The sequence below is a fragment of the Rothia sp. LK2492 genome (genome assembly GCF_040946345.1).
GTDB lineage: Bacteria > Actinomycetota > Actinomycetes > Actinomycetales > Micrococcaceae > Rothia > Rothia endophytica.
In genome coordinates this window covers 65,223-79,515 of sequence record NZ_JAYWLX010000002.1, presented here as the reverse complement: position 1 = coordinate 79,515, position 14,293 = coordinate 65,223, and the positions used below count along the sequence as shown (strand labels likewise).

Here is a 14,293-nt window from a genome sequence, read left to right as displayed (position 1 = left end):
AAATCAAGACCGATAGCTACCTGTCCACCAGCTGCACCCTTTGCTTCTGCGATAAGCTAGAAGACTAGGTTCATTCAGAAGTCGAATGCGCTCGTTTCCGCCCACTAAGTGGAGCTTCAACGATTAGCCGCTTTTGAATTTGCCCCGGTTTATTAGATTTCGCACCGAGGTTACTGTGTCATCCGCTTCTGCTTTCCCCGAGATTCCCGTGACTGCCCCTGCCTTGATTCGGCAAGTGGGTCACGGGGCCTATACGCGCGGTCAGCGGTATATGCGCGATGGTATGGTGGTGCGCTACACCTACGATGAGGGTGCCCGGACGCTGACGGGTCAGGTGGCTGGTAGCGGTTCAACGCCTTATGAGACGACCGTGATCTTTCCGGCTGAGGTGCTGGCCGGGTCATCATCTTTCACCTCGTATTGCTCTTGCCCGGTGTCCCATAACTGCAAGCATGCGGTGGCTCTGATGCTGACCGCCATTGACCGGTCTGCTAAGGCAAAGAAAGCGCTGACTGCTAGCTCTTCAACCTGGCGGTCTGCTGCTGAAAACGAGGTAACTTCTCTCCCGGTGGAGGACAAGCAAAAGCTGGTGGCGGACTTGCGGCAGCAGATGGCTCAGAGGGAAGCCGAGCTGGCGCTCCCGGCTGGTGACCCCACCGAAACGGTGCCGCCTGCTCATGGGACAGCGCCCAAGTTACCTGCCTGGCGCAGGTCTCTTGCCTATTCTCTCTCTAGCCGGCCGAGCTTTGATAGCAGGACGCACGGGGTCTCCGGCGCCCTGGATTTACGGCTGGTGGTGCCGGGTAAGTACGGCTGGAGCAAAAATAACGGTGCCCCCAAGATTAGTTTGGAGGTCCGCCCGGTCATGATGGGTGCCCGCGGCAAGTGGATTAAGGGTGGGCTGACCTGGGAGAAATTCTCTGGCACAGCAGCCGGGGCGTCCGGCACGGGCTTACTCCCCGAGCATGCCAGCTGGTTTACCGAATTCTATGCGGTCATTCGCGGTTCTCAGTCCATCTATTCCTCACACCGCGAGTGGGCATCCATTTCAAACGTTGATTCCTCTCTGCTCTGGCAGCTCTTGCGGTCCGCAGATGAGTTGAATTTGCCTATCCTGCTCGACGGACAAGAGGCAGGTTTAGCGGTAGCTGACGAGCCTGCGGTAGAGCTCAGCCTTGAAACAGTACCTGAACGCGGCAGTAGCAGCGATGCGCTGCGCCTTACCCCCATTCTGCGCTGGGGTGGCTACACCCTGCCGGCCAACCTTACCCACAAACTAGGCGTCACCCGCCGCGGTTTTATTGCACTGAGTGGGGCTGCCCAAAAACATTATGTGGACGCTGCCACCGCTGCCCGTTGGGAGTCCGCTCTGCCCTCTGCCCTAGCTCACGTCGATGAAGTAGCGGTGCCCAGTAAAGGCAGCTCGGTAGACGGTGAGAACCACCGCCCCTCCTGGCTCGACGCTGAGGCCCAGCTGGTTTTGATTCCGCTGGCAGAGCCGCTGGAACCGGTGGCCGAAGCTCTGGTGTCCGGTGAATCAGTCACCGTACCTGCCGCCGATGTGCCCACCTTTTTTAGCGATTTCTACCCCCAGCTCACCCGGTCCCTTCCCCTCTTTACCGCCGACGAAAAAGTGCAGCTACCCGCCGTCCGCTCACCACAACTGGTCTTAACCGTGGAGTTCACCCCCGGTAGCCAGGGATTTGAGGCGGCCACCCGCTGGCACTGGGACTACCCGGCTCATCCGGTAGGCACCGATGATGAGGTCATTACCCTAGACGCTCTGGGCTACCCCGGTGAGGACAGGGCAGATATTCGAGATACTGCCTATGAGCATCGGGTGCTGAAAGAAGTGAAGCGAGTACGCCCCGGTGTTCCTTTTGGCAAGAATCGTTTTGAAGGTTGGTCTACCCGCACCCTGCTAGAAACCTATCTACCCGCCTACCGGGATATCGACGGGGTTCAGGTGGAACTACTGGGTCAGGTACCGGAGTTCCGTGAACTGGATGAAGCCCCCGAAATCGTAGTCACCGTAGATGATACCCGCCGCCGTGACTGGTTCGGTCTGGGCATCGCTATCAAGGCCGGCGAGTGGCACGTTGCTTTCGCCGATGTGCTGGCAGCCCTCGCTAAGGGCCAGACCCACCTATTACTGGGCAACGGCGAATACTTTGCCTTAGACCGCCCGGAGTTCATGAAATTACAGGAGTTGCTACGTGAAGCGCGGGAGCTTTCCGATAAGAGCGGGCCTCTAGAAATCAGCCGCCACCAGGTAGGTCTCTGGGAAGAGCTCGAAGAGTTAGCGGCTGAAACCCAGACCGTTACTACCTGGGACGAGCAGGTCGCCGCTCTGCTAGATCTTGACCACCACTCCCCCGCAGAGGTACCCACTGCCCTTGCTGCCGAGTTGCGCCCCTACCAGGTAGAGGGCTACCAGTGGCTTGCCTTTCTCTGGGAACAGTATCTGGGTGGTGTGCTCGCCGATGATATGGGTCTGGGTAAAACGATGCAGACCATCGCCCTCTTTTTACAGGCCAAGTCAGTGTGGGAAGCCGAGCAGGCAGAAAAAGCTACACAGGACGCCGATGAGACTCAGGCGAGCTTCCCACCCTTCCTGGTGGTTGCGCCGACCTCTGTGGTGCCCAACTGGGTGCGGGAAATCCACCGCTTCGCCCCCAGCCTGAAGGTGGTGGGCATAGAAGAATCTACCCGAAAGTCCAAGCAGCGGCTGACCGACACCACTGCCGGTGCTGACGTTGTGGTTACCAGCTACGCCCTCTTCCGTCTGGACGAGGACAGCTACTTTAATATCGGTGCGGACGCGGAGTGGAACGGGCTCATCTTGGACGAGGCCCAGTTCGTGAAGAACGCCAAGACCAAAGCCCACAAAGCAGCCCGCGACCTCCCTGCCCGCGTCAAAATCGCGGTCACCGGCACGCCCATGGAGAACAACCTCATGGAACTATGGTCCATGTTCTCTATTTCAGCCCCCGGCCTCTTCCCCTCAGCCCGCGCCTTCAAGGACACCTACGCCACGCCCATCGAATCCGGGGAGGAGACCAAGGCGCTGGGCAGACTCCGCCGCCGTGTGCGTCCGCTCATGAAACGCCGCACCAAAGAACTGGTGGCAGCTGACCTGCCCGAGAAGACCGATGTGCGCGTGGACGTCCCTCTGGCCCCTGCCCACCGCAAGGCCTACGACACTCACCTGCAGCGCGAGCGCCAAAAGATTCTGGGTCTGCTGGAGGACATGGATAAGAACCGTTTTACCATCTTCCAGTCCCTGACCACCCTGCGCCGTCTTGCTCTGGATGCATCCCTGATTGATGCTGAAAAGTACGGGGCAGTGGAATCCTCCAAGTTGGACTACCTGCAGGAGAACTTGCCCGAGATTATTCACGACGGGCACCGTGCCCTGATTTTTAGCCAGTTCACCAGCTACCTGAAAAAGATCGCTGAACGGTTGGCTGATATGGGCATCCCCTACCTCTACCTGGACGGTTCCACTCGCAACCGCGGGGAAATTTTGGAGGCCTTTGAGCAGGGCTCTGCCCCAATCTTCCTGATTTCCCTCAAGGCAGGTGGCTTTGGTCTGAACCTGACCAGCGCGGACTACTGTTTCATCATGGACCCCTGGTGGAACCCTGCCGCTGAACAGCAGGCGGTAGACCGTGTGCACCGCATCGGGCAGACTAAGAACGTCATGGTCTACCGGCTGGTCTCTGCGGGAACCATTGAAGAGAAAGTCATGGAACTCAAGGACACCAAGGCAGCACTCTTCGATGCTGTAGTAGACGAGGGTCAGTTCTTTAGCGGTCAACTCACCGCAACCCAGGTGCGCGACCTGCTCACGTCAGCGTCGGAAGATTCTACTGACAGGCAACAGACCACTAGCTAGACTAAAGCTCATGCCCAAGCTCTTTATGGATACCGCCCCGCTCAAAACCTCACCGGAATTCCGGCGGATTTGGCTCGGTGGCATGTTCTCGACCGTCGGCTACCAGATCACAGCGGTTGCCATTGCCCTGGAAATCTATGCGCTCACAGGCTCACCGGCAGCAGTCGGGCTAACTGGGCTGGTTGCTTTGCCTTCCATGATTATCGGCGGGCTCTACGGTGGTGTCATTGCCGATCGCTATGACCGACGTAAGGTGGCTCTGACCGCTTCTATCGGTATGTGGGTGCTGGCAATGCTGGTCGCTCTGCAGGCCTGGCTGGCGCTGGAGCAGGTATGGGTTCTCTATGCGCTCATTGCCTGTGAGTCTCTGTTACAACCCATCAACCAGGCAGCCCGCGGGGCTATTATTCCCCGGTTGGTCAAGCGCAGGCTGTTACCCGCTGCTAATACCCTCATGATGAGCGTAGGCACCTTAGGGATGAGTCTGGGGCCTCTACTCAGCGGTTTACTGGTGGCCAGCGTGGGCTATCGGTGGACCTACCTCATTAACGTCTTTGCCTTCATGGTCGGGCTCTGGGCGCTCTACAAACTACCCCCTATGCTCCCCGAAGAAACCGGCCAACCCAAAGTGCGGGGCTTCCGCTCGGTGGCCCAGGGCCTCGCTTTTGTGAAGGGCAACAAAGTGGTAGGTATGTCCTTCCTAGTGGACATTCTTGGCATGCTTTTCGCCCAGGTACGTCCCCTCGTCCCCGCACTGGCAGCACTGACCTTTGGCGGCGGTGAGGCAGGGGCCGGTTTCCTTCTAGCCGCGGCTCCAACTGGTGCCCTGCTAGGTCTCTTCTTCTCAGGTTTCTTGGGCGGCATCGCCCGCCAGGGGCGTTTTCTAACGCTCAGCTACGCCGGATGGGGTGGCGGCTTCATGGTCTTTGGGCTGGTGGTTCTTGCCTACGAGGGGCGGCCGGTGAGCTCTTCGGTCTCCGAGTCTTTGGTTCCCCTGCTGTTGGCGGCTCTTCCCCTGGCGTTTATGGGCTGGGCGGACGCCCTGGGTGGGGTCTACCGCTCCACCATTTTGCAGACCGCTGCCCCGGATTCCCTGCGCGGACGCCTGCAGGGGCTGTTCATCATCACCGTTGCCGGAGGGCCCAACCTGGGTTTTGCGCTGGTCGGTGCGTCGGCAGAGCTGGTGGGTAGTGCTGCCACTGCTCTTGCCGGTGGTGCCTTGGTGATCGTGCTGATTGCTCTTGCCACGCTGGTGCAGCCTGCCCTCTGGCGCTACGTCCCAGAGCCCTTGCCCGATACCCGGCAGATGTCCTCTGTGTAAAGTGCGAGCATGTACCTTATTGCCGGACGTACAGCGGAGAGGCGCACTCTCGGTAATAAGCAGCACGTTGACTAATAACCAGCGCACAAAAACGGCCCGGCACACACAGGTGCCGGGCCGCTACCTACAATTCAAAACCGGGTGGGTTTAGAAGGTGATGGTTGCCGGGTCAGCGCCAATACGGCCGTCTTCACGGGAGAGGGCGTCAATAGCATTAACCTCATCACCGGTCAGCTCTACCTTGAGGGACTCAAAGTTCTCAACGATACGCTCGGCGGTCACCGACTTGGGGATAGCCACGTTGCCGATGGCGCGGTGCCATGCAAGAACTACCTGGGCGACGCTAGCGTCATGCTTTTGCGCAATCTCAGTCAGAACCGGGTTAGACAGTAGGTCTGACCCATTGCCCAGGGGGCTCCACGCCTGGGTAACGATACCCAGCTCAGCGTGCACCTCACGCAGGTTCTCCTGAGCGAAGTAGGGGTGCAGTTCAATCTGGTGAATAGCGGGGGTCACGCCGGTTTCAGCGATAATCTCGCGCAGCTGCTCCTCGGGGAAGTTGGAGACACCAATGGAACGCGTCTTGCCTTCCTTCTGTAGCTCAATCAGAGCCTTCCAGGTATCAACGTAGAGACCCTGCGAAGGCTTGGCCCAGTGAATTAGCAGCAGATCAACGTAGTCAGTGCCCAGTCGCTTCAAAGATGCCTCAGCGGCAGCCTTAGCTGCTTCAAAGCCCTGCTCATCGTTCCAAACCTTGGTGGTCAGGAAGACGTCTTCGCGGGGAACGCCCGAGTTAGCAATCGCCGTGCCGGTACCCTCTTCATTGCCGTAAATCTTGGCGGTATCGATGTGGCGGTAACCGGCGTCCAGTGCCAGGCCAACAACCTTTTCAGCAGTCTCGTTCTCTACCTGCCAGACGCCGTAGCCCAGCTGGGGAATCTCGTTGCCATCGTTGAAGGTGAGGCTGGGTGAAACAGTCATGAATTTCCTTTCCTAAATGTTCTTTACTCCAGCCTAGGCGAGTGCCGGATTAGCTGAACAGGGGTTTCGGCAGCAGTGAAACAGTGCCGTCACCTTGCGTCATAAAAGGTGGAGGATCTTAGGCGGTAAAGCTACGCCGGTCGCTGTAGGTGGGTGCGCCCACATCTCCTTCAGCGGGGTCGCCACCCAGGCGGTGGCCGCGATCAAGGGCGCTGATGGTCTCAACTTCAGCAGGTGTGAGCGGGAGGAACTGGGCAACGAAGTTGGATGCCATGCGCGCGGGTGTCTCGGTCTTGGGAATGACCACAAACCCGCGGGCGACGTGCCAGGCAATCATCAGTTCGGCAACTCCTACGCCGCGAGCAGCTGCCAGCTCACCCAGGGTTTCGTCCCCTAGTTCCAACCCGTAACCCAGCGGGCTCCAGGACTCCGTAAGAATATTGCGCGCCGCATGATCCTCTGCCGCCTGGGTCTGTGCCAGGTAGGGGTGCACCTCAATCTGATTGACTACAGGAGTCACACCGGTATCTGCGATGATGTCATCTAGCTGAGCGCCAGTGAAGTTAGAAACTCCAATAGAACGCACCAGCCCGCGCTCACGCAGTTCCACCAGAGCCTCCCACGACTCCCGGTAGCGCCCCAGGGCAGGCTGCGCCCAGTGAATGAGATAAAGGTCGAGGTAGTCCTGCCCCACGATCTCCAGCGAGCGTTCGCAGGCTTCAAGGGCAGTCTCACGCCCCTGGTCAGTGTTCCAGAGTTTGGTGGTTAAAAAGATGTCCTGCCGCGCCAGTCCAGAAGCGACGAGCGCTGCCCCTACCCCGGCCTCATTCTTGTAGATAGTAGCGGTGTCTATATGGCGGTAGCCGGCTTCTAGAGCAGCTAGGACGGCGCCCTCGGTCTTTTCGGGAGCAATACGGCAGGTGCCAAAGCCCAGCTGCGGAATGCTCTTTCCATCATTAAGGGGCAGAGTCAGCGGAGTAGTCATGAGGTCTTCCTTTCGACGGTGAACTTCTATACATGCAGTGGGGCCTAACCGCGGGTTAGTGCAGCTTAGGGCGAGCTGGCATGGGGCTGGCATGAATCACCTTGTGAGCGAAGCGAACCGGGCGAGAGGGTCAGCTCGCCCTTGCTATGCTAATCAGCGGTTGGGTCTAACTTTTGATAAATCTCAGATGAACTTAGCGGCGCTTGCGGGCCGGTGCGGGTTTGTCTTCTAGTAGGAGGGACAAGGAGATACGTTTGCGTTTGGGGTCTACCTCCACCACGCGCACGCGCACCACTTCGCCGGATTTGACCACGGTATGCGGGTCAGAGACAAAGCTGCGGCTCATCTGCGAGACGTGTACCAGGCCATCTTGGTGTACCCCGATATCTACGAAAGCTCCGAAGGCGGCAACGTTAGAGACGGTGCCTTCGAGGATCATTCCGGGGGCTAGGTCGCTGATGCTTTCAATGCCTTCGGCAAATTGGGCGGTTTTGAAGACAGGACGCGGGTCGCGGCCGGGTTTGGCGAGTTCAGCAAAGATGTCGGTGACGGTGGGTAGGCCCAGGGTGTCGGTGACGTAGTGGGCGGGGTTTAGCTGCGCTAGGGCTGCTTCATCCACCGCACCGACCGACGCATCGGCGTCCACCAGGATGGCGCGGGCGACCGGGTAGGCTTCGGGGTGCACACCGGAGGCGTCCAGAGGTTCGGTGCCGCCGATAATGCGCACGAAGCCGGCTGCCTGTTCAAAGGCTTTGTGGCCCAGACGAGGCACGTTGAGTAGGTCTTGGCGGCTGGCAAAGGGACCGTTCTCATTACGGTAGGCCACGATGTTCTCGGCAATGGTTCGGTTGAAACCAGCAACACGCGCCAGCAGGGCTGGTGAGGCACTGTTAACTAGCACACCCACGGCGTTCACGCAGTCCTCAATCACGGCGTCCAGGGCGCGGCCCAGAGCTGCAGGTGAAACATCGTGCTGGTACTGGCCCACACCGATGGACTGGGGGTCAATCTTGACCAGCTCAGCCAGCGGGTCCTGCAGGCGGCGGGCAATAGAGACAGCACCGCGCAGGGATACATCCAGGTCAGGTAGCTCCACCGAGGCAAGCTCGGAGGCCGAGTAAACCGAGGCGCCCGCCTCAGAGACCGTTACCTTTTGCACCCCGCTAACACCGGCGGACGTCAGGCGCTTCAGTAGATCAGCTGCCAGGCGGTCGGTTTCTCGTGAGGCCGTTCCGTTACCAATGGCAATCAACTGCACCCCGTAGCGTTTAACTAAATCTTCTAGGCGCGCTAGAGCCTCCTCCCACTGGTTGCGTGGAACGTGAGGGTAAATAGCACAGGTCTCTAGCACTTGCCCGGTGCCATCCACCACCGCTACTTTGACCCCGGTGCGCAAGCCCGGGTCCAGGCCCAGGGTAGGGCGTTCTCCCGCAGGGGCCGCCAAGAGCAAATCTCGCAGGTTAGAAGCAAAGACCCCGATGGCGTCCTTCTGTCCCTGCTCAAACAGGTCAGTACGCACCTGCCCGGCCAGACGCGGTAAAAGGCGCTGACGCCAGGCAAGGCGTACCGTCTTTGTCAGCCAACCCACCACGCGCTCCTCATCAGAAACCATGTTGAGCACCTGGGCGCCAATACCAAGAGACTCCGCGATGGTGCGCTCATACCAGCTGCGTTCGCGGTCGTATTCTTCTGCCAGGATTTCGGCTGCTTCACGGGCAGCACCGGTCAGTTTGGATTTGGCTGGGGGAAGTACGTCCACGTCGATGTTGATCTTAACTGCCCCCTCTTTTTCGGCGCGCAGTAGCGCCAGCACTCGGTGAGAGGGGATGCGGCGGATCTCTTCACTGAATTCAAAGTAGTCACTGAATTTGGCCCCTGCCACCTCCTGGCCGGGCACGAGCCGGGCAGTTACTACCCCGCGGCGGGTAAAACGCTGATGCAGGGTAGTAGCAAGGGCGACGTCGGTCGAAGCAGCTTCTAACAGGATGGCGCGGGCACCTTCTAGCGCATTGTCAGCGTTAGCTACCACGTGCTCCACGGTGCCCGGTTCAGCATCGACCAGCTCTGGCTCAACATAGGCCTGAGCGATATCGTAGGCAGAAGCGAAAGGCACTTCCAGCAGATCCTCCACTAGGGACTCCATGCCAGCTTCCCGTGCCAGGAAGGCTAGGGTCTTACGCTTGGTTTTGTGGGGGGCGTAGAGCGCTTCAAGCTCATTTTTTGTGGTTGCAGCGACCAGGGCTTCCCCCAGTTCATCGGTCAAAAGCGCCCGCTCGTGTAGAGTGCGCACGATAGCTTCGCGGCGTTCTTCAAGCTCCCGCAGGTAACGCAGTCGCTCCTCCAGAGCACGGAGTTGCACATCGGTCAGGCCGTCCGTAGCTTCCTTACGGTAACGAGCGATAAAAGGCACCGTAGACCCGTTATCCAGCAGCTGTACAGCGGCCCGAACTTGGGTAAGTTTAATCCCCAGCTCATCTGCAATAGTCTGCTCAATTGTGCGGTGGGTGCTGCCTGCTAACGTCATAGTTCCTAGTTTCTCATTAAGCGGATCAGCGGTGAGCTTTAAAACATGTCGTAACAGTTAGCCTGTCTAGTAGCATACAGGCGCTAGCCACCCTAAAGTTATGGAAGACATCCGTTCAGGGTGCTACCCCACAGCTCTTGGAGAACCATAATGACCAGCACCAATGACGCCGACTATCTGGCTTTTTGCGACCGTTATGAGTCCCTATTTTCTGGGCTAGTCTCAATGGGGTGGACGCACGCCGAGGTCTACACTCGAGTCACTACTCTCTTCCCCCATATCAACCGTGAACACTTCGAGGCCGCAATGGCCTCAGACCGTTGGGTTTTTACCGGGCGCCAGGAACAAACGCTCAATAATGTAATGATGGCGGCAGCACTCTGGTACGCAGTAGCGATAACCTACGACCTTGAGGCAGATCCTGAATACGCTGCGGTTCACCTTGACACCGTCATCCTGCAAGATTTGCCCCGTCTGCTCGACTCACTGGGATCCACCCCCGAAGATATTTCTGACATCATGGGCAAGCTGGGTGCCGCCCTGAAGTATCTGGCAAAGCACCCCTACACTGAGCTCCACGAAGCTGAGTATGATGATCTGCTTGAAAACCTGCCCGCCCCGGCAGCACGGTTAAGCGGCGGCACCCTTGAATGGCCCCCCACCCGCGCAGTCATCGAAAGCCGAGTGGGGGACCGTTCTTGGTCCGTTGCCCTCCTCAAAACAGGTATCTGCCCGCCGGACGCTGCCGACCAAGGTATCTCGCTTTCAGCAAGCTCCCTCACCGACCGCACTTTCCGCAACGCCCTAGGCGAGTTCCTCAACTACTGCGTGCGGTACGACCGCAAACCCACCGTGATGCTGTACGGCCACTGGGCGGAGTCCACCACCCGCCACTACAAGGCGCCTCACCTCGGCGCTATCCGCGCTAAATACGGCTCATGGCACACCGCACTCCAAGAAGGCCGCGCACTCATTAATGATGCCTTGAACCTCAGTAGCTCAGCTGCCCTGCCCGTGCGGAGCACCACTCACCCTGACCCCACCGAACCCCTTAACATCGATGACATCACAGCCCAGGGCATCGGCATAGTCCAGCCCAAAAAACTTAGCACCGAAGAAGAGACCCAAAAAGCCTGGGACGGCCTCACCCAGGTCATGCAGCAGCGCCTCGAAGAACTACCCTGGAGCCTCTCACTGCACCTCTATTACATCTCCCCCGCAGTAGCAGCAACCGGGGATTACACCAACTACGCCAGTGTGCTACGCTCCCCCGCAGGCTACTTCTGCGAGCTCACTTCAGCCAGCGAATTCACGTCTATCGATGTCACCATCACCGATGAGGTTCTCGCTGCCGCAGGATGGGAAAACCCCTTGAGCAACGGCAGGTGGACCAAAAACTTCCTCTCCGTCGGCGAAGCCGCCCAAGACATCATCGCCGCCATGCGCTATGGCATGGGCTGCACCCAGCCGGACTACTACCAGTCAGATGACCCGGCTAATATGCAGGCCCTCGAAGCTAACCCCAGCACCGGGTCAATCCCCATGGTGCCGGTCACCGGTGAAGGCTACGTCTCCATCGACAGTTTCTAGAACACCCTTCAAAATACCGCGAATCTCCACACCACCAGACCCATCAAGCTCAAACCAGCACGCTAGCGCTTAACTGATGGCGATTGCTCTTGTGCGCTCACAAGCTCGCACGCGCGACGCTTCAGCTCGCTTCGCTAGGGAAAACTCGCCGTCGGGGTCGAAGGTGGTCCGATTCGGCTACTCCTCGGCAATTAATGCACAGTAGGATAGACTCTTATGACTCCCCGCCGCCCCCATCGCAGACTACCTAACCCTACTGATCGTCAGATTAGAAACGCTGTGCGGGTGTTCGGCAGCTTCCCTACCAAGCTACGCGCCGTCCTGGCAGTAGGTTTACTTCTGACGCTTCTTGCCGCTGGTCTTCTCTGGCTTCAGTCCTATAACTGGGATGTTGAGGATGCCCTAAATGGCACCCGGCACAGCAGGGGTCAGTCGGTCAGCACCGGTTTTGCCGGCTCCGGGGTGCAGACCTACGGTAAAGCCTCCGATGTGCTGAACGGTTTAGAGGTGAGCAACACCGCGGCTCAGAGCACCTACAAACGGAGTCTTTATGGGGACCCCTGGGCAGACATAGACTCTAACGGCTGTGACCAGCGCAATGACGTGCTGACCCGCGATCTGCAGGATCTCGAGAAAAACGGGGAATGCAGAGTCATGGCGGGCACCATTATTGACCCCTACACCGCCGAAACCATTCATTTCGAACGAGGCCCTAAAACCAGTGAAGCGGTTCCTATCGACCACGTTGTAGCCCTCTCTAATGCGTGGGATAGCGGCGCCTGGCAGTGGAGCTATGAGAAGCGGGTACTGCTGGCCAACGACCCGCTGAACCTTCAGGCAACCGGGCAGCGCCCCAACACCGAAAAATCCGATAAGAGCGCGGATGCCTGGTTGCCGCAACCGGGCTACCGCTGCGAATATGTGGCCCGCCAAGTATCCGTCAAGGCCTCCTACGGGCTGTCTGTCACCTCGACTGAGAAACGTACCATGGCTCGCGTGCTGAGCAGCTGCCCTGAGCAGCCCGCTTACCGATCGGAATTTAGCCGCTAATAATAATCCGGTGAGCGTCGTCTTTACCCGTGATAAAGATAGAAGGGGGCAAGGACGCCCCGCCTAATGCTCAGCAAGGAGGCATCAGTGAGCACGGAGTTTGCCGGCTATCGGCGCGGCTCGAGTGAGTACCGCCGCCTGCTCATCGCCATGTTTGCCGCCGGTCTTGCCACGTTTGCCCAGCTCTATTCTCCCCAACCCTTGCTACCTGCTATTGCAGAGGATTTGGGTGTTTCTGCAGATACAGCAGCGCTAACCATGTCCTGTGCCACCGCCGGTCTTGCTCTCTGCACTCTGCTCTGGGCGTCGGTGGCTGACCATTTTGGGCGGGTGCGTACCATGACCGTTGCAGTACTGGGTGCCACATGTTTCGGGTTGCTTACCCCTTGGGTCAGTCACTACCCGCTCATGCTCCTGCTTCGCACCGTTGAGGGCGCCTTTCTGGGTGGGGTGGCTGGTCTGGCTGTCGCCGTCATTGTGTCAGAAGCCCACCCTTCGGTGCGCGCTGCTGCTACCGGGCTTTATATCTCGGGAACCAGTGTTGGTGGGCTAGCAGGCAGAATCATTGCTGGCCCTCTCTCTGAGGTCATGAGCTGGCGGCTCTCCATGTTCGCTGTCTCGGTGGTGGGGGCACTAGCTGCGGTTCTTTTTATCACGCTCATACCAGCCTCCCACGACCGTCAGCGAACACCTGGCGCCTCGCCAGAATCTAGCGGGGTAGGCTCTGCACCGGGTTTCCTCCACAAAATGAGAGGCCTGCTGACCAATATGCAGGTGCTAGCTCTCTTCTTTGCTGGTTTCGCTCTGATGGGCGCCCTGGTCAGTATCTACAACTACATCGGTTTCAAGCTGCAGGCACCCCCCTATTTTCTCTCCCCCACCCTCATCGCCTTCCTCTTCCTGATGTATCTTTTTGGCACGGTGTCATCGGGGGCGGCCTCACGGCTGACTGGTAGACACGGGCTCAAACCTGTTTTTCTGGCCTCCTGCCTGCTCATGGCGGCAGGTACTCTACTCACCCTGGCGGGTCCCCTGCCGGTGGTGGTGCTTGGCTTAGCTGTTCTCACCACCGGTTTCTTTGCCGCACACGCGATTGCCTCTGGTTGGGTGGGATTGCTCTCCCTCGATGCAAAAACCCAGGCAACTGCCCTCTACAACTCTTTTTATTACACTGGGTCTACTCTCGTGGGGTGGGCTACAGGCTTGCTCTACACGGCTGCTGGCTGGTCAGGCACTGCCCTTGCCTGCACGGGCATGCTACTGGTATCTGCTCTTTTTTCAGCTCTAGCCCTGGGCAAAAAAGCAGGGTGAAAATACGAGCTTTCTTTCCCCTGGCGTGCCGTCTTCAGCTAAGAAGCAATGGTGATTACGCTTGGGAGTAGCAAGACTGTTTCCGCTTGAAACCTGTGTCTTCCGTTGATGGATTTCACAGAAAAATGTTTTCACGGTAAAGTTTTCGTCATACTGATAAACCAACAGAACGGAATTTTCATGAGCCTTCTTTCAAACGCAGCTCTACGCGCAACTTCTGGCCCATTAATCCTCAACTCCGGCATCGGCAAGCTGAATATGGACGAGGGCACCTACGGCTACCTCAAGGGCATGGCAGCCACCGGCGTCCCTGCCGTTGAAAAGCTCTCAAATCAGCAGTTTGGTAAGGCACTTGCCTTCGGCGAAACCGCACTGGGTGCTGCCCTACTGCTCCCCGTCGTCCCCGCTAAGCTGGCTGGCCTGGGTCTGACCGTTTTCTCAGCCGGCATGCTGACCATGTACTTCGGCAACGATGAAATGACCCAGAATGACGGCATCCGTCCCACCCAGGAAGGCAACGGCCTGGCTAAGGACTTCATCATGCTCGGCGCTGGCCTAGCCCTGCTTTTCTCATCAAAGAAGTAGCTCAATATTCATAAAGCCCCGCACCAGCTGCCTCAGAGCAGCAGGTGC

The 14,293-nt window shown here is 58.5% G+C and carries 9 protein-coding genes; 6 read left to right on the top strand and 3 right to left on the bottom strand.

Going from position 1 to position 14,293, the window contains the following annotated elements:
* Positions 1 to 175 precede the first annotated feature (175 nt).
* Positions 176 to 3,898, top strand: a complete 3,723-nt coding sequence (locus tag VVR27_RS02535; protein WP_368546941.1) for an SNF2-related protein — start codon at positions 176 to 178, stop codon at positions 3,896 to 3,898.
* Positions 3,899 to 3,908: 10 nt separating this feature from the next.
* Entirely contained in the window at positions 3,909 to 5,219 is a 1,311-nt protein-coding gene (locus VVR27_RS02530; RefSeq protein WP_368546940.1) for an MFS transporter, read from the top strand.
* A 147-nt stretch (positions 5,220 to 5,366) separates the two neighbouring features.
* On the opposite strand, the gene VVR27_RS02525 is transcribed toward VVR27_RS02530, so the two are convergent.
* From VVR27_RS02525 to VVR27_RS02515, 3 genes are all read right to left on the bottom strand, one after another.
* The gene (locus VVR27_RS02525) at positions 5,367 to 6,200 is read right to left on the bottom strand and encodes an aldo/keto reductase (RefSeq protein ID WP_368546939.1); all 834 of its coding nucleotides are present in this window, start codon (positions 6,198 to 6,200) and stop codon (positions 5,367 to 5,369) included.
* Positions 6,201 to 6,318: 118 nt separating this feature from the next.
* Entirely contained in the window at positions 6,319 to 7,185 is an 867-nt protein-coding gene (locus VVR27_RS02520; RefSeq protein ID WP_368546938.1) for an aldo/keto reductase, read from the bottom strand.
* Between the two features lie 193 nt (positions 7,186 to 7,378).
* The gene (locus VVR27_RS02515; RefSeq protein WP_368546937.1) at positions 7,379 to 9,709 is read right to left on the bottom strand and encodes a Tex family protein; all 2,331 of its coding nucleotides are present in this window, start codon (positions 9,707 to 9,709) and stop codon (positions 7,379 to 7,381) included.
* A 150-nt stretch (positions 9,710 to 9,859) separates the two neighbouring features.
* On the opposite strand from VVR27_RS02515, the gene VVR27_RS02510 reads away from it, so the two are divergent.
* The 4 genes from VVR27_RS02510 (at position 9,860) to VVR27_RS02495 (ending at position 14,245) form a co-directional block, all read left to right on the top strand.
* Complete coding sequence (locus VVR27_RS02510) at positions 9,860 to 11,299, top strand: TY-Chap domain-containing protein (protein WP_346873474.1); 1,440 nt, start codon at positions 9,860 to 9,862, stop codon at positions 11,297 to 11,299.
* A 216-nt stretch (positions 11,300 to 11,515) separates the two neighbouring features.
* Positions 11,516 to 12,349 (top strand): HNH endonuclease family protein, encoded by an 834-nt coding sequence (locus VVR27_RS02505; RefSeq protein WP_368546936.1) that lies wholly within the window; start codon positions 11,516 to 11,518, stop codon positions 12,347 to 12,349.
* An 87-nt stretch (positions 12,350 to 12,436) separates the two neighbouring features.
* Entirely contained in the window at positions 12,437 to 13,660 is a 1,224-nt protein-coding gene (locus tag VVR27_RS02500) for an MFS transporter (protein ID WP_368546935.1), read from the top strand.
* 180 nt (positions 13,661 to 13,840) lie between these two features.
* A complete protein-coding gene (locus VVR27_RS02495) occupies positions 13,841 to 14,245 on the top strand; it encodes a hypothetical protein (protein WP_368546934.1) in 405 nt (134 codons plus the stop codon).
* Positions 14,246 to 14,293 lie beyond the last annotated feature (48 nt).